Origin of the sequence: Salmonella sp. SAL04214, from assembly GCF_046550615.1 — a bacterium.
Lineage (GTDB): Bacteria > Pseudomonadota > Gammaproteobacteria > Enterobacterales > Enterobacteriaceae > Salmonella > Salmonella enterica.
In genome coordinates this window covers 132011-154075 of sequence record NZ_JBGDXT010000004.1, presented here as the reverse complement: position 1 = coordinate 154075, position 22065 = coordinate 132011, and the positions used below count along the sequence as shown (strand labels likewise).

The window sequence follows — 22065 nt, the reverse complement described above, 5'->3', positions numbered from 1 at the left end:
TTAGATGGCCAAAGAAGACAATATTGAAATGCAAGGTACCGTTCTCGAAACGTTACCTAATACCATGTTCCGCGTAGAGTTAGAAAACGGTCACGTGGTTACTGCACACATCTCCGGTAAAATGCGTAAGAACTACATCCGCATCCTGACGGGCGACAAAGTGACCGTTGAGCTGACCCCGTACGACCTGAGCAAAGGCCGCATTGTCTTCCGTAGTCGCTAATTGTCTCCTCACGCCCTGAAGGGCGGCTGGATAAAAGGTCGGTTTAACCGGCCTTTTTTGCGTCCATTAAGTCGATGAATGACGAGTAGGTTACTCTTCCACCATCCGCGCATACTCTTCCGTCAAAAAATCGACCAACGCACGTACGGAAGGTAATAGCCCTCGCCGGGATGGGAACACAGCATGAATAACCTCCCGCCGGGGCTCCCACTCTTCCAGCACCGCGACCAGTTCACCGGCGGCCAGTTGTTCTTTCACCATTAAGACAGGTAACTGCACAAGCCCCACGCCCGCCATCGCCGCCTCGCGTAGCGCCAACATGTCGGTGGTAATCATACGCGGGGTAAAATGGACTTCCGCACGCGCGCCCTGCGGGCCGTAAAGTTCCCAGCGGTGGATATGCTTGCCGGATGCGAGACTTAGCCCTGGCCAATGGCTCAACTCCGCCGGCGCGGAAGGGATTCCCATCCGTGCGATAAGATCCGGGCTGGCAAACAGGCGATGCCCTCTGTCAGCCAGGACGCGCATCACCAGGTCGCTATCCTCAAACGGGCGCGGCCTGACGCGAATCGCCACATCCACCCCCTCCCCTACGACGTCCACCCGACGATTGGTTGCTTCAAGCTGTAGCGAAACATCAGGATAACGCGCCATAAATTTCGCCAGCATTGGGCCGATGTGTACATGCAGCAGCGTCACCGGGCAGGTCAGCTTCACGATACCGCGAGGCTCTACCTGCAATGCGGCAATGGCATCCTGCGCCGCCTGAGCTTCCACCAGCATCGCTTTACAGTGCTCATAGAATGTTTGTCCCACTTCGGTAACGTTAAACTGCCGGGTAGTTCGCTGAATCAATCGCACGCCCAGCCGTTCCTCCAGTTGCGCAATACGCCGGCTCAGTTTTGATTTTGGTTCATCAAGCGCACGCCCCGCCGCGGCAAACCCACCCTCTTCGACCACATGCACAAACCACGCAAAATCATTGAGATCCGTTTTTATCATTACATTGTCCTATTAATGGAACGGTATGAGCCATTTTAGCCACTACCGAACCTTTTGTCATGAATATAAGCTTATTCACATCAAGACAACGCCACTGAGGAGAACACCATGAAACAGATTACAGGCGTCTATACCGCACCTCGCCCGCACTGGGTTGGCGATGGATTTCCGGTTCGTTCACTCTTTTCTTATCAGTCACATGCGCAGCAGTTGAGTCCATTCCTGCTGCTGGATTATGCCGGGCCGCACACATTTACGCCGGGTAATGAAAAACGCGGTGTTGGGGAGCATCCACACCGCGGTTTCGAGACCGTGACGATTGTTTATAGTGGCGAAGTCGAGCATCGGGACTCTACCGGTCGCGGCGGCGTTATCGGCCCGGGCGACGTTCAGTGGATGACCGCAGGCGCAGGCATTTTGCATGAAGAGTTCCATTCCGACGCGTTTACCCGTCGGGGCGGCGAACTGGAAATGGTGCAGTTGTGGGTTAACCTTCCAATGAAGGACAAAATGACCACCCCGGGTTATCAAAGCATTACCCACGATGTTATCCCGACCGTTACGTTGCCGGATGACGCCGGAGTCGTGCGGGTCATCGCAGGGCGTTATGAAGAGACAAAAGGCCCGGCGCACACTTTCTCGCCGCTCAATGTCTGGGATATGCGCCTGCAACGCAATCGCCAGCTTACATTGGCACAGCCGGAAGGATGGAGCACCGCGCTGGTGGTACTGAAAGGCAATATCACGGTGAACGGCACGACGCCGGTCAACGAAGCGCAACTGGTGGTATTGAGCCAGCAAGGGAAAACGCTGCACCTTGAGGCCAGCAGCGACGCCAGCGTATTGCTGTTATCAGGCGAGCCGCTGAATGAACCGATTGTGGGTTACGGCCCATTTGTTATGAACACGAAACAAGAGATCGCAGAAGCAGTCCGCGATTTCAACTCCGGCCGTTTTGGCCAAATCTGAAAACATGAAGGAGAACACGATGTCAAGTCCTGCTAATTTTAATGGTTTGCGCCCGGTAATTGATGTTAACGATTCCGTGATGCTTTTAATCGATCATCAAAGCGGTCTTTTCCAGACCGTAGGCGATATGCCAATGCCGGAATTACGCGCTCGCGCCGCGGCGTTGGCGAAGATGGCGACGTTAGCGAAAATGCCGGTCATTACCACGGCATCCGTACCGCAAGGTCCGAACGGCCCGCTGATCCCGGAGATCCACGCTAATGCGCCACATGCGCAGTACATTGCGCGCAAAGGTGAAATTAACGCCTGGGATAACGAAGATTTCGTTAAGGCGGTAAAAGCGACGGGTCGTAAGACGCTGATCATTGCCGGGACGATTACCAGCGTGTGCATGGCATTCCCGGCCATTAGCGCGGTAGCGGAAGGTTATAAGGTATTTGCCGTGATCGACGCATCCGGTACCTACAGTAAGATGGCGCAGGAGATCACCCTGGCGCGTATCGTACAGGCTGGCGTCGTACCGATGGATACTGCCGCAGTCGCCTCTGAGCTGCAAGGCACCTGGAACCGTGAAGACGCCGCCGCGTGGGCCGACGTTTATACTCAGGTATTCCCGGCCTATCAACTGCTGATCGAAAGCTACAGCAAAGCGCAGGATGTGGTGAAAAACAACGAAATGTTGGATTCACAGCGCTAATTTGCCTCCCCGCGCCAGTTTGGGCGGGGATTGTGTCTATTGCATGAGCAAACGACAGTGAATATGTAAATTCTGCTTGACCGTTTTAGCGCAACTCCCTATAGTAGCGCCCCGTTGCCCCCCAAGTGGTCAGGCAGCAATACAATATGGTGAGGTGTCCGAGTGGCTGAAGGAGCACGCCTGGAAAGTGTGTATACGGCAACGTATCGGGGGTTCGAATCCCCCCCTCACCGCCATATTTAAGCTGAGAGCCTGTACAGAAGTACGGGCTTTTTGCTTATATGTATCCCCCAAACCAAGGGGGGATGAGAACCACCGACCGGGGTTCGACAACTGGCGCAGCCAGTTGGACAGACCGGGCGCGCAGCGAACGGGCTGCCCGAAGGGCGAGCGCAACGAGTCAATCCCCCCCTCACCGCCATATTCAAGTTGAGAGCCTGTACAGAAGTACGGGCTTTTTGCTTATATGTATCCCCCAAACTAAGGGGGGATGAGAACCACCGACCGGGGTTCGACACAAAAACGCCGGGAGCGTTTTTGAACAGAGCTTGCTCTGGCCCCGAAGGGGCGAGGCCCAGGGATGGGCTGAGTAGCGGCGCAGCCAGTTGGACAGACGACGAGCCTGCGAGAAGACTGCCCGAAGGGGCGAGCAAAGCGAGTCAATCCCCCCTCACCGCCATATTCAAGAAAGAGCTCGTACGAAAGTACGGGCTTTTGTATCTAAACTTCTTGTTTTTACTGTGATTTTCCTGATGAAGGTTCGTTTTTTGACCTTTGGTTGCTACACTAAACTTACTATAGATTGTGTAAAACAGCCCCAGTCCCCTACCTGAAACGCTTTAGAAAAGTTTGCATAAGTATCTCTCGGTAGTAAAAAAGCACCGAGTTCCTCTGTCTGATTCTGCCGTTGCTTTATTAGAAGGCTTACCGCGTTTGAAAAATAACAATCATGTATTCCCTGCCCCTCGCGCTGAAACACTTTCTGATATGTCGTTATTGGCTGCATTGAAACGAATGGAATATACCAACTTAACGCAGCATGGCTTCCGTTCTACTTTCCATGAGTGGGCTGGTGAAACAACGGACTATCAACGTGAGGTTATTGAACATGCGTTGGCGCACCAGTTGGCAGATAAGGCTGAAGCAGCGTATCAGCGTGGGACGTTATGGCCTAAACGGGTGGCGTTGATGGATGATTGGACGGGGTATAGCACTGCCAACAGCTAAGCTACCTGTACGAAAGCATTATCGTTGATAACAATGTAGAAAGTGTGATGCTAATAGCATTCGCTTTCGAAAATGTGATAAGCAATAATTTCATAATGAACTATTTCTTATACAATTATTATCATGGTTTGCAAATTACATAAACCACTCAAGGAGAGGTTATGCCCGGACTGATAGGCTACTGGAAGCAACTTCCAACCAAAGATGAATATATTAAAAAACACAATATGAGTAAAATATCCTGCTACAGTTGTGGTCACGAGAAATTCAGCGATGTTGGTTTGATACAGGTATGGGATAATCACAGAAGAATTCTTTGTGCTAAGTGTAAGACTACTCTTTTCAGAGAAGAGGATTAGTTTTTTGGCATTGGTAACAGCGGCTTCAGCATCCCTTTTCACACAGCGGGGCGGGCTTTTTTTCGCATTAAACCCCCCGTCGATTACCGGATGATGACGCAATTTACAAGCGCCTTGTCCGCCTACCGCGAGCACAACGCCATCAGGCTAACTATTAGCCAGCATAAAAAAACCGGGCGCTAAGGCCCGGTTTGTACGGCAGTGAAACGAAGATTAATGCGCGGCTTCCGGCTTGTGCTTTTGCGCACTCTGGAAGCCATACGTCAACGCATTTTTCTCTTTATCCAGCGCGACGGTGACCTGTCCGCCATCAACCAGCGATCCAAACAGCAACTCATTGGCCAGCGGTTTTTTCAGGTTGTCCTGAATCACACGCGCCATTGGTCGTGCGCCCATCGCCCGGTCATAGCCCTTTTCCGCCAGCCAGTCGCGAGCTTCCTGACTGACTTCCAGAGAGACGCCTTTCTGATCCAACTGAGCCTGCAACTCGACGATAAACTTATCGACAACCTGATGAATCACCTCGCCAGACAGATGATCGAACCAAATAATGTTGTCGAGACGGTTACGGAACTCCGGCGTAAACACTTTCTTGATCTCGCCCATCGCATCGGTACTGTTGTCCTGATGAATAAGACCAATAGATTTACGTTCGGTTTCTCGCACGCCGGCGTTGGTGGTCATCACCAGCACCACGTTGCGGAAATCCGCCTTACGGCCGTTGTTATCGGTCAGCGTACCGTTATCCATCACCTGCAGCAGCAGGTTAAAGACATCCGGGTGCGCTTTTTCGATCTCATCCAGCAACAGCACCGCATGAGGATGCTTAATCACCGCATCCGTCAGCAGCCCGCCCTGGTCGAAACCGACGTATCCCGGAGGCGCGCCGATCAAACGGCTCACCGTATGACGCTCCATATATTCGGACATATCGAAGCGCAACAGCTCAATACCCAGCGCTTTTGAAAGCTGTACCGTAACTTCAGTTTTCCCTACGCCAGTTGGCCCGGCGAACAAGAATGAGCCGACAGGTTTATGCTCATGGCCCAACCCCGCACGACTCATCTTAATAGCTTCGGTCAGCGCCTCAATCGCGTTATCCTGGCCGAAGACCAGCATTTTCAGACGATCGCCCAGGTTCTTCAGCGTATCGCGATCGCTCTGCGAGACGCTCTTTTCAGGAATTCGCGCAATTCGCGCCACTACGGACTCAATATCCGCCACGTTGACCGTTTTCTTACGTTTGCTCACCGGCATCAGACGCGCCCGAGCGCCCGCTTCGTCAATCACGTCAATGGCTTTATCCGGCAGATGGCGGTCATTGATATATTTTACCGCCAGCTCGACCGCCGCACGCACCGCTTTCGCGGTATAACGCACGTCGTGGTGCGCTTCGTACTTAGGTTTCAAGCCGTTGATAATTTGCACCGTCTCTTCTACCGAAGGCTCGGTAATATCAATTTTCTGGAAACGGCGTGCTAATGCACGGTCTTTCTCAAAAATATTGCTGAATTCCTGATAAGTCGTTGAGCCGATCACCCGGATCTTACCGCTGGAAAGCAGCGGTTTAATCAGATTTGCCGCATCCACCTGTCCGCCCGACGCCGCGCCAGCGCCGATAATGGTATGGATTTCATCGATAAACAGGATGCTGTTGGTATCCTGCTCAAGCTGTTTCAGCAACGCCTTAAACCGTTTTTCAAAATCGCCGCGGTATTTGGTGCCCGCCAGCAGCGAACCGATATCCAGCGAGTAAATGGTGCAATCGGCCATCACTTCCGGCACATCGCCCTGCACGATACGCCAGGCCAGCCCTTCGGCAATCGCCGTTTTGCCGACGCCGGATTCCCCTACCAGCAACGGGTTATTTTTACGGCGACGACACAAGACCTGGATCGCGCGCTCCAGTTCTTTTTCACGACCAATCAGCGGATCGATGCCGCCCACGCGAGCAAGTTGGTTAAGATTCGTCGTGAAGTTTTCCATACGTTCCTCCCCGCCAGCTTGTTCGTCGCCAGTTGGCTGATTGCCGAGATCGGAAGATTGGCTCGGTTCGTCTTTTCGCGTCCCGTGAGAAATAAAGTTCACGATATCCAGACGGCTCACTTCATGCTTGCGCAGCAGATAAGCCGCCTGTGATTCCTGTTCGCTAAAGATAGCCACCAGCACATTCGCGCCAGTCACTTCACTACGCCCGGAAGACTGAACGTGGAAGACGGCACGTTGCAGGACACGCTGGAAACTTAACGTCGGCTGCGTATCGCGCTCTTCTTCACTGGCAGGCAGTACGGGTGTGGTTTGTTCAATGAAGGCTTCGAGTTCCTGACGGAGCGCCACCAGATCCACGGAGCATGCTTCCAGCGCTTCGCGAGCCGATGGGTTGCTGAGCAGCGCCAGCAACAGATGCTCGACGGTCATAAACTCATGACGGTGCTCGCGCGCTCTGGCGAAAGCCATGTTTAAACTGAGTTCCAGTTCTTGATTGAGCATAGGCACCTCCCCCAATTTTTATACCTGCATTCAGGCTTTTTCCAGCGTACACAGCAACGGATGCTCGTTCTCCCTTGCATACTTGTTCACCATCGCCACTTTGGTTTCCGCCACCTCGGCGGTGAACACGCCGCAGATGGCTTTGCCTTGATAGTGAACCGCAAGCATCAATTGCGTTGCACGTTCTACATCATAAGAAAAGAATTTTTGTAACACGTCAATAACAAACTCCATCGGAGTGTAGTCATCATTGACTAATATCACTTTATACATAGATGGCGGTTTTAGCGCCTCGCGCACGCTATCTTCCACCAACTGGTCAAAATCCAGCCAATCGTTCGTCTTACCCATTGTCAGTCGTCATTATCGGTTACGGTTGTCGGCAGGAAAATCTGCCGCTGACCAGAGTCTATGCACACAATCAATCTACCTCAATTGATAGATAACTAACATCTATCAGTACCATCCGCGACATCTGTCACATTCCCGGCAATAGCGTTAACTGCTTCAAATTTTTGATTCATTTTTACCCGATCCCCCCTGCCTGATGCTTGACGCCTCGCCTGATTTCTCTAAATTGTAATGTCGAGAGTTGGTGAGGTTTTGAACAGCCCCCACTCCGTCACCGGTTCATTCCATCTTACTTATATAAGATTTACGAAGGATGTCGAAGCATGGAAACGGGTACTGTAAAGTGGTTCAACAATGCCAAAGGGTTTGGTTTCATCTGCCCTGAAGGCGGCGGCGAGGATATTTTCGCCCATTATTCCACCATTCAAATGGATGGTTACAGAACGCTTAAAGCCGGACAGTCTGTCCGGTTTGATGTCCACCAGGGGCCAAAAGGCAATCACGCCAGCGTCATCGTGCCCATCGAAGCAGAGGCCGTTGCATAGCTCCTCTGTCTCATTGTGTACATCCAGGAGGCAAAATGCCAGCCCGATCGGCTGGCATTTTTATTTAACGCCAGTTCCTGATAGCAACACCGTTGCATCTTATCAGGCCGACAAATGACGTCAGCAAGATTACTCCCTTGCCAGCGCATCCACCGGGTCCAGTCGCGCCGCGTTTCTCGCCGGTAGCCAGCCAAACAGTATCCCAGTAAATGTCGAACATAAAAACGCGCTCGCCAGCGCAGTCAGTGAAAAACCGATCTCCCAGCCGGGCAGGAAAAGCTGTAGCATAAATGCGATGAACATCGACAAGCTAATCCCCAGCGCTCCACCAACCAGGCAAACCAGCACCGCTTCAATAAGAAACTGCTGTAGCACATCGCTGGCGCGCGCGCCTACCGCCATACGGATGCCGATTTCACGCGTTCGCTCGGTGACGGAAACCAGCATAATATTCATAACGCCGATGCCGCCGACAACCAGCGAAATGACAGCCACCAGCGTCAGAAATAACTGAAGAGTATAGGTGGTTTTTTCAGCCGTTTTCAGGACGCTGTCCATATTCCAGGTGAAGAAGTCTTTTTTACCGTGGCGTAAGGTGAGCAGGCGAGTAAGCTGCTGTTCAGCCTGATCGCTATCAACGCCATCTTTCACACGAACGGTGATCGAGTTAAGCCATGACTGACCCATTATGCGATCTGACATCGTGCTATAGGGCAACCAAACTTGCAACAGATTGCTATTGCCGTACATGGACGGTTTCTCTTCCGCCACGCCAATAACAATAACCGGCATATTACCCACCAGCACCACTTCCCCTACGACATTCGCTTTATTTGGAAATAGCTGGCGTCGCGTGTTGGCATCCAGCACCACCACCTGCGCGCGATCCTGTTGCTGTACAGCATTGAAGGTGTTCCCCTCCCTAAAGGACATGCCGTAAACGTTAAAATAATCGCCACTGACGCCATTAGCATTTACGGCAATATCAATATTGCCATAGCGAAGACGTAAGCTCTTTGAAACGCTGGGCGTCGCAGAGTTAACCCACGGCTGTTTCTGAATAGCGACCAGATCGTCATATTTCAGCGCCTGTCGATACTGCGGGTTGTCGTCGCCGAAATCTTTGCCTGGATGAATATCAATCGTATTAGTGCCCATAGCGCGGATATCCGCCAGTACCATCTGTTTTGCGGCGTCGCCGACCACCACAATCGACACCACCGACGCAATACCGATAATAATTCCCAGCATGGTCAGTAAAGTACGCATTTTGTTAGCGGCCATCGCTAACCACGCCATTGACAGCGCTTCGCGAAAGCTGCTGGCGAATTGCCGCCAGCCGGGAGCCGTATTAACTACGGCAGCGTCAACTCCCTGTTCGCGTTTCTTTTCCTGCGCGGGCGGATTATGGACAATCTTGCCATCGTGAATTTCAATAATCCGCTCCGCCTGGGCGGCAATCAGCGGATCGTGCGTCACAATGATCACCGTATGTCCGCGATCGCGCAGTTGGCGCAAAATCGCCATCACCTCTTCGCCGGAATGACTATCCAGCGCGCCGGTCGGCTCATCCGCCAGAATCACCTGTCCGCCGTTCATCAGCGCGCGGGCAATACTGACACGCTGCTGCTGTCCGCCAGAAAGCTGTGAAGGTGGGTAATCGACGCGATCGCTTAATCCCAGCCGCAAAAGCAACTCTCTGGCGCGCGCCTGGCGTTTTTTGCGTTCAATACCGGCGTAGACGGCGGGGATTTCAACATTTTGCGCTGCCGTTAAATGCGACAACAGATGGTAGCGCTGAAAGATAAAGCCAAAATGCTCACGCCGCAGCTGCGCCAGCGCGTCCGGGTCCAGCGTCGAGACGTCCCGCCCCGCCACCCGATAAGTGCCGCTGGTCGGTTTATCCAGGCACCCGAGGATATTCATCAGCGTTGATTTTCCAGAACCGGAAACGCCGACGATCGCCACCATCTCCCCGGCGTGGATTTGCAGGGAGATATCTTTCAACACCGCCACCTGCTCTTCTCCGGAGGGGTAGCTGCGACTCACATTGCGCAGTTCAAGCAATGCCGTCATGGCGTCGCTCCTGGCCTGCTCTCGCCGATGATCACCTCATCGCCCGCTTCCAGACCTTTAACCACTTCCACGTCTGTATCGTTACGCTCGCCAATGATCACTTCGCGCTCACGTTTTTCGCCGTTACGCAACAGCGCCACTTTATAACGATTGCCGCCCACCGGTTCGCCAAGCGCGGCGAGAGGAATAATCAGCACATTTTTGACATCCATGAGTTGAATATAAACCTGTGCGGTCATATCAAGACGCAAGATTCTTTTGGGATTCGGCACTTCAAACCGGGCGTAATAAAAAATAGCGTCGTTGATCTTTTCCGGCGTCGGCAGAATATCTTTTAAAACGCCTTCATAGCGCGTTTGCGGATCGCCTGCAATGGTGAACCATGCTTTCTGCCCCGCCCGAAGATGGATCACGTCCGCTTCCGAGACCTGCGCTTTTACCAGCATGGTGCTCATATCCGCCAGCGTCAGAATATTGGGCGCCTGCTGAGCTGCAATCACCGTTTGTCCTTGCAGGGTAGTGATTTGCGTCACTTCCCCCGCCATGGGGGCAACAATACGGGTATATTCCAGGTTGGTTTTCGCGGTGTCCAACGAGGCCCGATTACGTTTGATCTGGGCATCTATGGTGCCAATACGCGCCTGTTTAACCGCCATCTCCGTCGCCGCGGTATCCAGATCCTGTTGCGATACCGCCTGAGTCTTAGCTAACTGCTGCTGGCGCGCCAGCGTAACCCGCGCCAGCTTTAACTCAGCGGCTGCCTGTTGACGCTCCGCGTTCAGCTCCATCAGGGTGGCCTCGACCTCTTTTATCTGGTTCTCCGCCTGATCTGGGTCAATCACGCCGAGTAGCTGATCTTTTTTAACGTTATCGCCAATGGAGACCAGCAGCGTTTTCAACTGGCCGCTCACCTGCGCGCCGACATCCACTTTACGCAACGCGTCCAGTTTTCCAGTCGCCAGTACACTCTGTTCAAGATCGCCTGGCCGCACGATTAATGTCTGATAAGTTGGCAGCGGGGCATTTATCATTCGCCAGCCAGCCATCCCCCCCACTAAAAGAATTAAAATAATGACCAGATAACGCTTTTTAAATTTCTTTCCCTTAGCACGCATAGAAACCCTGACGGCAAAATTTCAACCAGAAAGTAAACCGTATCTAAACAAACCTGACGCAATAAAGATAGCGTCGGCTGTATTGACGATTGGTTAATGTTTCCTGTGGTTCAATCTCGACAATCTTATGTCGCGGATTACGATCATGACACAGCTTACAGATAATACCTGGTACACTTCAGATTACATCTCTCCTTTACAATTATTTATTCGTCTGACGCGCGGGCAATTACAGCCAGGAAAATTCTGGCGTAAAGCCAGCTTTCGTCGCAAGTTTTTAATCCGCTCATTAGTCATGCCGCGTGCGACCAGCCAATTACTGACCAATCTCACCCAATGGCCGGAGTTAAATACGTTACTTGCTCGTCAGCCGCGTTTGCCTATTCGGCTACATCGTCCTTATATGGCTGTAAATATTAAACGCGATTTCGCCTTAGACGCTCTGTGTTTTCATTATCAACAGATGCGCCAACTTTTATCGCGGGAACAACAAGTTAGCTATTTAAGTCAGTATGGCCTGAATCTTGCTAAATTTGAAACTAAAACCGGCGAGTTGTTTCAACTTGATTTAGTCAGTCTGGTCTCACTGGATAAAGAAGGTGAAAGCACTATTGTTGTTCGCGACGCACAGTTACGTATTCTGGCAGAGATCACATTTACTCTGTGTCGCTTTAACCAACAACGCACACTATTTATCGGCGGATTACAGGGCGCGGCAAACGACGTCCCTCACGAAATTATCCAGCAGGCGACCAAAGCCTGCCATGGTCTTTTTCCCAAACGCATCGTGATGGAGGCTCTCTGTCAGTTTGCGCAAGTCTTTCAGGCAGAAAAGATTATAGCTGTGAGTAACGATGCGCACGTTTACCGTAGCTGGCGATACATGGATAAAAAGACGCAAATGCATGCCGACTATGACGCGTTTTGGGAATCGTTAGGCGGTGAAAGAATTAAAGGGAATTACTATACGCTACCGCTGGCGATCGCCCGAAAAAGCGAAGCGGAGATCGCCAGTAAAAAACGGGCCGAGTATCGCCGCCGCTATGCGTTACTCGATAGCGTCGTCGAACAGGTTCCGGCCACATTCAAACGTTAATCCGCCCGGCCCCGCGCCAGCCAAACCACACGCGAGAACATCTTTCTGAACAGCGGCGGCACGGCGTCAATTCCCCGCCGCCCGGCTTCCATCGCGACTTCAATCGCCAAATCCGGCTTTGACGAGCGGTGGATAGCTTTAGTGATAATTTTCCGGGTATTCATCGGCACATTAGGCGGAAGCTGCGCAACCCGGTGAAAAACATCGGCAAAGCCCTGACGATACATAAAATGTTCCATATCCAGCGCAGGCAGCGCCGTGAGATGTTCGCGTTCTTCTTCCCGATCGTTATTAAGCAGACTGCGGACCGTCGCGGCATATTTTTTCCCCGCTTCGTCGCCATCCACCAGGACATGCCACTCGATTCCCATACGGCGGGCGAACTTCACCAGCGGTTTCAGGCCAGACTGAGCAAACTCAATGACTTTAATGCCCTCCGCATCAAAATGATGTCCACACTGACGCGCCAGCTCATTAATAACCCAGGTTTCCGTCTCGCCTTCCACCAGTAGCCAGCAACGCGCAAACAGCGACGACGCGCGATTAAAGCGGATATGAAAGGCGATGCGCCGTCCATCTTCCGCGCTTAACCCGCCCGGGCCCAGACGCCAGGCGGCGACGCGGGAAGATTCGCGCACCAACCGTACGACATGCTCCACCGGCGTTAGCGAGAGCAATTCGCCTGAGTTGGTTGTCGCTATCCGCTGTAGCGGTAACAGATTGAGCAATTGCCAGGCAACTGAAAGCATAATGGGATGTAAACGGGTTTCCGGATCTTCCACCAGCAGTAATGGTCGTGCGTCTTTATGTAACCGCAGCGTCCCTTTCGCCTGTAACAGCGTGGAGAAAAGCCCCAGCAGGATCACCCGATGCGACCGGCTGCCCGGTTTGTCGATCATCCGATTAATAATATCCAGATAGCGCCAGCTACGCTGCTCATTTTGCGAACGCCGGCGCATGAGTCGGTGACGCGCCTGTCCTGCGCCCTGCTCTGAGAAATAGTGTTCAAGCAGTTGCACCATCGCGGACAGTCCCTGACGAATCTGCCCGTCGGTTAAATTTTGCGGCCGGGTCGCCAGCTCACGCGCCAGAAAATCCAGCTGTCGGGCCGTGACTTCAACATCCGGCACATTGGGCACCGTACCGTTGCGAATACGTCGCATAAAGCGCGCATCGCGCAAACGTAGCACTGGCATCAGACGAACCAGGTGGCGCACCTGATCGTTAATATTTTCCACCAGTAATGGCTGCCCATCGCTATTGAGAAAACTGCGCAGCGTCATCACGCTGCCATCGGCGCCGCATTCGCCCTCTAGCCGATAAAAAATACGGTGAAAATCATCCTCGCAAGGCGACCAGCATGCTTCCAGCGCTCGATAACGACGTACCCGATGCCGCCCTGGCTGCGTTTCGCGAAAAGTCAGAATAATATGCAGGTGATGCTCGCGTCCTTTTATGTCGCCAGGCGGAAACCAGAAATCCTCACGGACAAAATGGTAGAGATCGAGTTCCGGCGACAATAACAGAGTCAGCGCATCCAGCAGGCTGGATTTTCCCCAGGCGTTTTCCCCAATCAGCACGTTGTTTTGCTCCAGCATCAACGACAGTCGGTTGATACCGCGAAATCCTACTATTTCAACGCGTTCGAGAATCATGCTTCCTCCAGAAAAACGTCATCACTCCATAAAATTCACCGCAGTATAACGGCAAATGCGTCCGCCTGGCGTGATATTCCCCCCCTTTGCCTGGGGCAAATGTCTGATAAATGTACGGCTGACGGTGTCGCTTTACTGATAGTCTGGAATTCGGTAGTGTCATGTACGCTATTCAAACAATAAAAAAGGGCCCGGCTGTTCATGTTTTCAGGACTTTTAATCATTCTGGTTCCACTGATTGTGGGCTATCTCATTCCACTGCGACATAAAGCCGCATTACAACTCATTAACCGGCTACTGAGCTGGATCGTGTATCTTATTCTCTTTTTTATGGGAATAAGCTTGGCGTTTTTGGATAACCTCGCCAGTAATCTGGTGGCGATTTTTCATTATTCCGCCGTCAGTATTACGATTATTTTATTGTGTAATATCGCTGCCTTACTGTGGCTGGAACGTATCCTCCCGTGGCGTCACCATCATCAGCAGGAAAAACTGCCTTCGCGTATTGCCATGGCGCTGGAGTCGCTGCAACTGTGCGGCGTAGTGGTATTGGGGTTTGTTATCGGCCTGAGCGGACTCTCTGTTTTACAGCACGCCACCGAAGCCAGTGAATATACGCTGATCTTTTTATTGTTCCTGGTGGGGATTCAGCTACGAAATAGCGGCATGACCTTAAAGCAAATTGTGCTTAACCGCCGGGGAATGATGGTCGCGGTCGTTGTCGTGGCAAGCTCATTACTGGGCGGCGTGATTAATGCGTTTATCCTGGACTTACCGCTAAAAACCGCCCTGGCGATGGCGTCAGGTTTCGGCTGGTACTCTCTTTCCGGTATTTTGCTGACGGAGTCGTTTGGACCGGTTATCGGCAGCGCGGCATTTTTTAACGATCTGGCCCGCGAACTCTTAGCCATTATGCTTATTCCCGGCCTGGTTCGCCGCAGCCGTTCAACGGCGTTGGGCCTGTGCGGAGCGACCTCAATGGACTTTACGTTGCCGGTATTACAGCGCTCCGGCGGCGTAGAGATTGTTCCGGCGGCTATCGTACATGGCTTTATCCTCAGCCTGCTGGTCCCCCTCTTAATGGCGTTCTTCTCGGCCTGATACCTCTTTGGCGGTAGGCATCTGCCGCCAAAATTGCGCTAAATCAATCTCCTTGCACATTATGGCAGAAATCCCTTTTATCCCTTTGTTCACAGGCATAACCTTAAACATGTATATTAAATATAACTTTAAAAGGTGTGACCATGTTTTGTGTGCAATGTGAACAAACCATCCGTACACCAGCCGGAAACGGCTGCTCCTACGCGCAGGGAATGTGCGGTAAAACAGCTGAAACGTCCGATCTGCAGGATCTGCTGATTGCGGCTTTGCAAGGTTTGTCTGCCTGGGCGGTGAAGGCCCGTGAATATGGCATCATTAATCACGACGTTGATAACTTTGCGCCGCGCGCGTTTTTCTCCACGCTGACCAATGTTAACTTCGACTCTCCGCGTATCGTCGGCTACGCCCGTGAAGCGATTGCCTTGCGTGAAGCGTTGAAAGCGCAGTGCCTGAGCGTAGATGCCAATGCGCATTGCGACAATCCGATGGCCGATCTGCAACTGGTTAGCGACGATCTGGGCGAACTGCAACGTCAGGCGGCGGAATTTACCCCGAATAAAGACAAAGCCGCCATTGGCGAGAACATCCTCGGCCTGCGTCTGCTGTGCCTGTACGGTCTGAAAGGCGCGGCGGCGTATATGGAGCACGCGCACGTTCTCGGTCAATACGACAACGACATTTACGCGCAGTACCACAAAATCATGGCCTGGCTGGGCACCTGGCCTGCTGACATGAACGCGCTGCTGGAGTGCGCAATGGAAATCGGCCAGATGAACTTCAAAGTGATGAGCATTCTGGATGCCGGTGAAACCACCAAATACGGTCACCCAACGCCGACTCAGGTCAACGTCAAAGCGACTGAAGGCAAGTGCATTCTGATCTCCGGTCATGATCTGAAAGATCTCTACAACCTGCTGGAGCAGACCGAAGGCACCGGCGTTAACGTCTACACTCACGGTGAAATGCTGCCCGCACATGGCTATCCGGAACTGCGTAAATTCAAGCATCTGGTCGGTAACTACGGCAGCGGCTGGCAGAATCAGCAGGTCGAGTTCGCCCGCTTCCCGGGCCCAATCGTGATGACTTCTAACTGCATTATCGACCCGACCGTGGGCAGCTATGACGACCGTATCTGGACCCGTAGCATCGTCGGCTGGCCGGGCGTTAGCCATCTTGAAGGTGATGACTTCGGGCCGGTCATTGCCCAGGCGCAGCAGATGGCGGGCTTCCCGTATAGCGAAATTCCGCATCTCATCACCGTCGGTTTTGGCCGTCAGACCCTGCTCGGCGCTGCCGATACGCTCATCGATCTGGTCAGCCGTGAAAAACTGCGCCACATCTTCCTGGTCGGCGGCTGTGACGGCGCGCGCGGCGAGCGTAACTACTTTACCGATTTCGCCACCAGCGTACCGGATGACTGCCTGATCCTGACCCTGGCGTGCGGTAAATACCGTTTCAACAAACTGGAGTTCGGCGACATCGAAGGGCTGCCGCGTCTGGTCGATGCCGGTCAGTGTAACGATGCTTACTCCGCGATTATCCTGGCGGTGACGCTGGCGGAAAAACTGGGCTGCGGCGTCAACGATCTGCCGCTATCGCTGGTGCTCTCCTGGTTTGAGCAGAAAGCGATCGTGATTCTGCTGACGCTGCTGTCATTAGGCGTGAAAAATATTATCACCGGGCCGACCGCGCCGGGCTTCTTCACGCCGGATTTGCTGGCTATCCTCAACGAGAAGTTCGGTCTGCGCTCCGTGACCACTGTTGAAGAAGACATGAAGCAATTGCTGAGCGCGTAAGGAGGTCAATGATGACGATGCCAACCTCACAGTGTCCCTGGCGAATGCAGGTGCATCACATCCGTCAGGAGACACCGGATGTATGGACAATTGCGCTATTATGCCATGATTACTACCCTTACCGCGCCGGGCAGTATGCGCTGGTGAGCGTGCGTAATTCAGCGGAAACGCTGCGCGCCTACACCCTTTCGTCTACGCCGGGCGTCAGTGAATATATCACGCTGACCGTTCGTCGGATTGAAGATGGCACGGGTTCACAGTGGTTGACCCATGACATCAAGCGCGGCGATTACATCTGGCTGTCTGATGCAATGGGCGATTTTACCTGTGACGATAAAACAGAAGATAAGTTTCTGCTGCTCGCCGCCGGTTGTGGCGTAACGCCAATCATGTCGATGCGTCGCTGGCTGGCAAAATACCGCCCGCAGGCCGATGTGCAGGTCATCTTTAACGTCCGTTCGCCGGATGATGTGATTTTTGCCGACGAGTGGCGACAGTATCCGGTCACGCTAGTGGCGGAAAATCATGCCACGGAAGGTTTTGTCGCGGGCCGTCTGACCACGGAATTGTTACAGCGCGTACCGGATTTGGCATCGCGCACCATCATGACCTGCGGCCCGGCGCCCTATATGGATTTCGTCGAACAGGGAGTGAAAGCGCTTGGCGTAACGCGCTTCTTTAAAGAGAAGTTCTTCACGCCGGTGGCGGAAACGGCAACCAGCGGCCTGAAATTCACCAAGCTACAGCCAGCGCAGGAATTCTATGCTCCGATCGGTACGACGCTGTTGGAGGCGCTGGAGAGTAACAAAGTACCGGTTGCCGCTGCCTGTCGGGCAGGTGTTTGCGGCTGCTGTAAAACCAAAGTCGTTTCCGGCGACTATACGGTGAGCAGCACCATGACGCTGAGCGAGGCGGAGATTGCCGAAGGTTACGTACTGGCCTGCTCCTGCCATCCGCAGGGCGATCTTGTTCTCGCATAATCGGTAAACGTTCCATCGTAGGCCCGGTAAGCGTTAGCGCCACCGGGCGATTTACCACTCGCTTCATCCTTTCGCCCCTCTCTTCGCCAAAGAAAAACGTCATCGTCATCTTCAACTAAACTTGTAACCGTTATCACATTTAAGGAGATGGAGAACCATGAAACAAACCGTTGCTGCTTTTATCGCCAAAACGCTGGAACAGGCTGGCGTAAAACGAATCTGGGGCGTCACTGGCGATTCCCTGAACGGCCTGAGCGATAGCCTTAATCGTATGGGAACCATTGAATGGATGCCAACCCGCCACGAAGAGGTCGCCGCTTTCGCCGCCGGCGCACAAGCGCAGCTTACCGGCGAGCTGGCAGTGTGCGCCGGTTCATGTGGACCGGGCAACCTGCACCTGATCAATGGCCTGTTTGATTGCCACCGTAACCACGTCCCTGTTCTGGCGATCGCCGCCCATATTCCGTCCAGTGAAATCGGCAGCGGTTATTTCCAGGAGACCCACCCGCAGGAGTTGTTCCGTGAATGCAGCCACTATTGCGAGTTGGTTTCCAGCCCGGAGCAGATCCCGCAGGTACTCGCCATCGCCATGCGCAAAGCGGTGTTAAATCGCGGCGTCTCCGTGGTCGTACTGCCGGGTGACGTGGCGCTGAAACCCGCGCCTGAAAACGCCGTCACCCATTGGTACCATGCCCCGCTCCCCGTCGTCACGCCGGCGGAGGAAGAGCTGAAAAAACTGGCGCAACTGCTGCGCTACTCCAGCAATATCGCATTGATGTGCGGTAGCGGCTGCGCGGGCGCGCATGAGGAGTTGGTCGCGTTGGCGGCAAAACTAAAAGCGCCAATCGTTCATGCCCTGCGCGGCAAAGAGCACGTTGAGTACGATAACCCTTATGATGTGGGAATGACCGGCCTGATTGGCTTCTCTTCTGGCTTCCACACCATGATGAACGCCGATACGCTGATCCTGCTCGGCACCCAGTTCCCCTACCGCGCCTTTTATCCGAGCGATGCCAAAATCATTCAGATTGACATCAACCCGGGCAGTATTGGCGCGCACAGCAAAGTCGACATGGCGCTGGTGGGCGATATTAAAGCCACGCTTCGCGCCCTGCTGCCGCTGGTGGAAGAAAAAAGCAATCGTAAATTCCTCGATAAAGCTCTGGAGCACTATCGGGACGCCCGTAAGGGACTTGATGACTTAGCCAAACTCAGCGACAAAGCCATCCATCCGCAATATCTGGCGCAACAAATTAGCCATTTCGCCGCTGACGACGCTATTTTTACCTGCGATGTCGGCACGCCGACCGTCTGGGCGGCCCGCTATCTAAAAATGAACGGCAAGCGCCGCCTGCTGGGCTCGTTTAACCACGGGTCAATGGCCAACGCCATGCCGCAGGCGCTCGGCGCTCAGGCCACCGCGCCGGGTCGGCAGGTTATCGCGATGTGCGGTGATGGCGGCTTCAGTATGCTGATGGGCGATTTTCTCTCGGTGGTACAGATGAAGCTGCCGATAAAAATCGTCGTCTTTAATAACAGCGTGCTGGGCTTTGTGGCGATGGAAATGAAAGCCGGCGGCTACCTTACCGACGGTACCGAACTGCACGACACCAATTTCGCGCGTATCGCCGAAGCCTGCGGCATTACCGGTATTCGCGTGGAAAAAGCCGCAGACGTGGACGGTGCGCTACAGCGCGCGTTTTCCATTGACGGCCCGGTACTGGTTGACGTGGTCGTGGCAAAAGAAGAGCTGGCGATCCCGCCGCAGATCAAACTGGAACAAGCGAAAGGCTTTAGCCTGTACATGCTACGCGCCATTATTAGCGGCCGCGGCGATGAAGTGATCGAACTGGCGAAAACGAACTGGCTAAGGTAAAACAGTGCACATCACCTTTTAAAATCCAGGGATGTGCCATGATTGATTTACGCAGTGATACCGTTACCCGACCGGGCCGCGCCATGCTCGAGGCGATGATGACCGCCCCGGTCGGGGACGACGTATACGGCGATGACCCTACTGTTAACGCCCTTCAGCGCTACGCCGCCGACCTTTCCGGTAAAGAAGCGGCGCTTTTTTTACCCACCGGCACCCAGGCCAATCTGGTCGCGCTGCTTAGCCATTGTGAACGCGGCGAAGAGTATATCGTCGGTCAGGGCGCGCATAATTATCTCTATGAAGCTGGCGGCGCGGCGGTGCTCGGCAGCATTCAGCCGCAGCCTATCGACGCCGCCGCGGACGGTACGCTGCCGCTGGAGAACGTGGCGGCGAAGATTAAAGCGGATGACATCCACTTCGCGCGCACGCGCTTGCTCAGTCTGGAAAATACGCATAACGGGAAAGTGCTGCCGCGCGCGTATCTGAAAGACGCCTGGACGTTTACCCGCGAACGTGGGCTGGCGCTGCACGTTGACGGCGCCCGAATTTTTAACGCGGTGGTTGCCTACGGCTGTGAGTTAAAAGAAATTTCGCAGTATTGCGACTCTTTTACCATCTGCCTGTCAAAAGGTCTCGGGACGCCGGTCGGTTCGCTGCTGGTCGGCAACCGCGACTACATTAAACGCGCGACGCGCTGGCGTAAAATGGTCGGCGGCGGAATGCGTCAGGCCGGGATTCTGGCAGCGGCCGGACTGTATGCGCTGAAGCATAACGTGGCGCGTCTGCAAGAGGATCATGATAACGCCGCCTGGCTGGCGCAGCAGCTTCGGGAAGCGGGCGCGGAGGTCATGCGCCACGAAACGAATATGCTGTTTGTTCGCGTTGGCGAAGCACAGGCCGCCGCGCTTGGCGACTATTTGCGGGAACGGAATATCCTGATTAACGCCGCGCCGATTGTGCGTCTGGTGACGCATCTGGATGTCTCTCGCGAACAGCTTGCCGACGTCGTCGCCCACTGGCGCGCCTTTTTAGCCCGCTAAGGAGAGCAATGTGGCGCAACGCATTCTGGTTCTCGGCGCCAGCGGCTATATCGGCCAGCACCTGGTCTTTGCGCTAAGTCAGCAAGGGCATCAGGTGCGGGCGGCGGCGCGACGCGTCGAACGTCTGGAAAAACAGCGCCTCGCCAACGTCAGTTGTCATAAGGTCGATCTGCACTGGCCGGAAAATTTACCCGCGCTGCTTCGCGACATTGATACCGTTTACTATCTGGTACACGGCATGGGCGAAGGCGGCGATTTTATCGCCCATGAGCGTCAGGCGGCGCTCAACGTGCGCGACGCGCTGCGCCAGACGCCGGTTAAACAACTTATTTTCCTCAGTTCATTGCAGGCGCCGACGCATGAGCAATCCGATCACCTGCGCGCCCGCCAGCTTACGGCTGACACGCTGCGCGACGCAGGCGTACCGGTGACGGAATTACGCGCCGGGATCATCGTCGGCGCAGGCTCCGCCGCCTTCGAAGTCATGCGTGACATGGTTTACAACCTGCCAATACTCACGCCGCCGCGCTGGGTGCGTTCGCGCACCACGCCCATCGCTCTGGAAAATTTACTCTACTACCTGGTCGGCTTGCTGGACCACCCTGCGCACGAGCATCGTATTCTGGAAGCCGCCGGGCCGCAGGTATTAAGCTATCAGCAGCAGTTTGAACGTTTTATGGCCGTCAGCGGTAAACGGCGTCCGCTGATCCCGGTGCCTTTTCCGACCCGCTGGATTTCGGTCTGGTTTTTAAACGTCATTACCTCCGTGCCGCCGACTACCGCAAAAGCCTTAATTCAGGGGTTAAGGCACGATTTGCTGGCCGATGACGCCGCGTTAAAAAAGTTGATCCCCCAAACGCTTATCACCTTTGACGACGCCGTTCGCCGCACGCTGAAAGAAGAAGAAAAACTGGTGAACTCCAGCGACTGGGGCTACGACGCGCTGGCCTTCGCCCGCTGGCGTCCCGAATACGGCTATTTTCCAAAGCAGGCGGGCTTTACCGCGCAGACCCCGGCCAGCCTATCGGCGCTATGGCAGGTCGTAAATCGGCTGGGTGGCAAAGAGGGCTATTTTTTCGGCAATATTTTGTGGCAGACGCGCGCCGCGATGGACCGTCTGGTGGGGCATAAACTGGCGAAAGGCCGCCCGTCGCATACCTTGCTCAAGCCTGGCGATACGGTAGATAGCTGGAAAGTGATCATTGTCGAACCAGAAAAACAGCTCACGCTCTTGTTTGGCATGAAAGCGCCGGGTCTGGGGCGGCTTAGCTTCACGCTGCACGATAAAGGCCGCTACCGCGAAATTGACGTGCGCGCCTGGTGGCATCCACACGGAATGCCGGGCCTGATTTACTGGCTACTGATGATCCCGGCGCACCTGTTTATTTTCCGGGGAATGGCAAGGCGTATTGCCCGACTTGCAGAACAAATCACAGAAAAATGAGAAAAAGTTGCTGTATTCTTTCG

General features: G+C 53.9%; 19 protein-coding genes, 1 tRNA gene, 1 other RNA gene and 1 pseudogene. 15 read left to right on the top strand and 7 right to left on the bottom strand.

Features of this window, described 5'->3' with window-relative positions:
* Positions 1 to 4: 4 nt before the first annotated feature.
* A complete protein-coding gene (gene infA, locus ACLJQD_RS08960) occupies positions 5 to 223 on the top strand; it encodes a translation initiation factor IF-1 (protein WP_001040187.1) in 219 nt (72 codons plus the stop codon).
* Between the two features lie 90 nt (positions 224 to 313).
* On the opposite strand, the gene ACLJQD_RS08955 is transcribed toward infA, so the two are convergent.
* Complete coding sequence (locus ACLJQD_RS08955; protein WP_000597928.1) at positions 314 to 1225, bottom strand: LysR family transcriptional regulator; 912 nt, start codon at positions 1223 to 1225, stop codon at positions 314 to 316.
* Positions 1226 to 1333: 108 nt separating this feature from the next.
* On the opposite strand from ACLJQD_RS08955, the gene ACLJQD_RS08950 reads away from it, so the two are divergent.
* From ACLJQD_RS08950 to ACLJQD_RS08925, 6 genes and pseudogenes are all read left to right on the top strand, one after another.
* Complete coding sequence (locus ACLJQD_RS08950; protein ID WP_000809969.1) at positions 1334 to 2194, top strand: pirin family protein; 861 nt, start codon at positions 1334 to 1336, stop codon at positions 2192 to 2194.
* A 19-nt stretch (positions 2195 to 2213) separates the two neighbouring features.
* Entirely contained in the window at positions 2214 to 2891 is a 678-nt protein-coding gene (locus ACLJQD_RS08945) for a hydrolase (protein ID WP_000097893.1), read from the top strand.
* Positions 2892 to 3039: 148 nt separating this feature from the next.
* Positions 3040 to 3127 (top strand) — tRNA-Ser (locus ACLJQD_RS08940).
* 48 nt (positions 3128 to 3175) lie between these two features.
* Positions 3176 to 3312, top strand: a non-coding RNA gene (locus tag ACLJQD_RS08935) — RtT sRNA.
* 452 nt (positions 3313 to 3764) lie between these two features.
* Positions 3765 to 4118: pseudogene (locus ACLJQD_RS08930) on the top strand (tyrosine-type recombinase/integrase); the annotation flags it as partial.
* Positions 4119 to 4279: 161 nt separating this feature from the next.
* Positions 4280 to 4477, top strand: coding sequence for a hypothetical protein (locus ACLJQD_RS08925; RefSeq protein ID WP_001117984.1), 198 nt, complete (start codon positions 4280 to 4282; stop codon positions 4475 to 4477).
* Between the two features lie 213 nt (positions 4478 to 4690).
* On the opposite strand, the gene clpA is transcribed toward ACLJQD_RS08925, so the two are convergent.
* From clpA to ACLJQD_RS08910, 3 genes are all read right to left on the bottom strand, one after another.
* The gene (gene clpA / locus ACLJQD_RS08920; RefSeq protein WP_000934064.1) at positions 4691 to 6967 is read right to left on the bottom strand and encodes an ATP-dependent Clp protease ATP-binding subunit ClpA; all 2277 of its coding nucleotides are present in this window, start codon (positions 6965 to 6967) and stop codon (positions 4691 to 4693) included.
* 30 nt (positions 6968 to 6997) lie between these two features.
* Positions 6998 to 7318: an ATP-dependent Clp protease adapter ClpS gene (gene clpS / locus ACLJQD_RS08915; RefSeq protein ID WP_017440908.1), complete on the bottom strand. Its 321-nt coding sequence runs from the start codon at positions 7316 to 7318 to the stop codon at positions 6998 to 7000.
* A gap of 95 nt (positions 7319 to 7413) precedes the next feature.
* Positions 7414 to 7491, bottom strand: a complete 78-nt coding sequence (locus tag ACLJQD_RS08910; RefSeq protein WP_212742690.1) for a hypothetical protein — start codon at positions 7489 to 7491, stop codon at positions 7414 to 7416.
* 150 nt (positions 7492 to 7641) lie between these two features.
* Between ACLJQD_RS08910 and cspD the strand changes: the two genes are divergently transcribed.
* Positions 7642 to 7863, top strand: coding sequence for a cold shock-like protein CspD (cspD, locus tag ACLJQD_RS08905; RefSeq protein ID WP_000447499.1), 222 nt, complete (start codon positions 7642 to 7644; stop codon positions 7861 to 7863).
* A 129-nt stretch (positions 7864 to 7992) separates the two neighbouring features.
* Here the strand turns inward: cspD and macB are convergent, their stop codons facing one another.
* Entirely contained in the window at positions 7993 to 9939 is a 1947-nt protein-coding gene (gene macB, locus ACLJQD_RS08900) for a macrolide ABC transporter ATP-binding protein/permease MacB (RefSeq protein ID WP_000125894.1), read from the bottom strand.
* On the bottom strand, positions 9936 to 11054 hold the full coding sequence (macA, locus tag ACLJQD_RS08895) for a macrolide transporter subunit MacA (RefSeq protein ID WP_001201750.1): 1119 nt from the start codon (positions 11052 to 11054) through the stop codon (positions 9936 to 9938). The genes macB and macA overlap by 4 nt, the downstream gene beginning before the upstream one ends.
* 145 nt (positions 11055 to 11199) lie before the next feature.
* On the opposite strand from macA, the gene ACLJQD_RS08890 reads away from it, so the two are divergent.
* Positions 11200 to 12150 (top strand): VirK/YbjX family protein, encoded by a 951-nt coding sequence (locus ACLJQD_RS08890; RefSeq protein WP_001519667.1) that lies wholly within the window; start codon positions 11200 to 11202, stop codon positions 12148 to 12150.
* On the opposite strand, the gene ACLJQD_RS08885 is transcribed toward ACLJQD_RS08890, so the two are convergent.
* Complete coding sequence (locus ACLJQD_RS08885) at positions 12147 to 13805, bottom strand: ATP-dependent endonuclease (protein WP_000599765.1); 1659 nt, start codon at positions 13803 to 13805, stop codon at positions 12147 to 12149. The genes ACLJQD_RS08890 and ACLJQD_RS08885 overlap by 4 nt on opposite strands.
* A 201-nt stretch (positions 13806 to 14006) precedes the next feature.
* Between ACLJQD_RS08885 and ACLJQD_RS08880 the strand changes: the two genes are divergently transcribed.
* The 6 genes from ACLJQD_RS08880 to ACLJQD_RS08855 all read left to right on the top strand — a co-directional run bounded on the left by ACLJQD_RS08880 (position 14007) and on the right by ACLJQD_RS08855 (position 22042).
* Complete coding sequence (locus ACLJQD_RS08880) at positions 14007 to 14906, top strand: lysine exporter LysO family protein (RefSeq protein ID WP_000491118.1); 900 nt, start codon at positions 14007 to 14009, stop codon at positions 14904 to 14906.
* A 143-nt stretch (positions 14907 to 15049) separates the two neighbouring features.
* A complete protein-coding gene (gene hcp / locus ACLJQD_RS08875) occupies positions 15050 to 16702 on the top strand; it encodes a hydroxylamine reductase (RefSeq protein WP_000458784.1) in 1653 nt (550 codons plus the stop codon).
* Between the two features lie 11 nt (positions 16703 to 16713).
* Positions 16714 to 17682: an NADH oxidoreductase gene (gene hcr, locus ACLJQD_RS08870; protein ID WP_000178698.1), complete on the top strand. Its 969-nt coding sequence runs from the start codon at positions 16714 to 16716 to the stop codon at positions 17680 to 17682.
* A 157-nt stretch (positions 17683 to 17839) separates the two neighbouring features.
* A complete protein-coding gene (poxB, locus tag ACLJQD_RS08865; protein WP_001728981.1) occupies positions 17840 to 19558 on the top strand; it encodes a ubiquinone-dependent pyruvate dehydrogenase in 1719 nt (572 codons plus the stop codon).
* Positions 19559 to 19596: 38 nt separating this feature from the next.
* Positions 19597 to 20598 (top strand): low-specificity L-threonine aldolase, encoded by a 1002-nt coding sequence (gene ltaE, locus ACLJQD_RS08860; RefSeq protein ID WP_017440907.1) that lies wholly within the window; start codon positions 19597 to 19599, stop codon positions 20596 to 20598.
* Between the two features lie 10 nt (positions 20599 to 20608).
* Positions 20609 to 22042 (top strand): SDR family oxidoreductase, encoded by a 1434-nt coding sequence (locus tag ACLJQD_RS08855; protein ID WP_000079013.1) that lies wholly within the window; start codon positions 20609 to 20611, stop codon positions 22040 to 22042.
* Positions 22043 to 22065 lie beyond the last annotated feature (23 nt).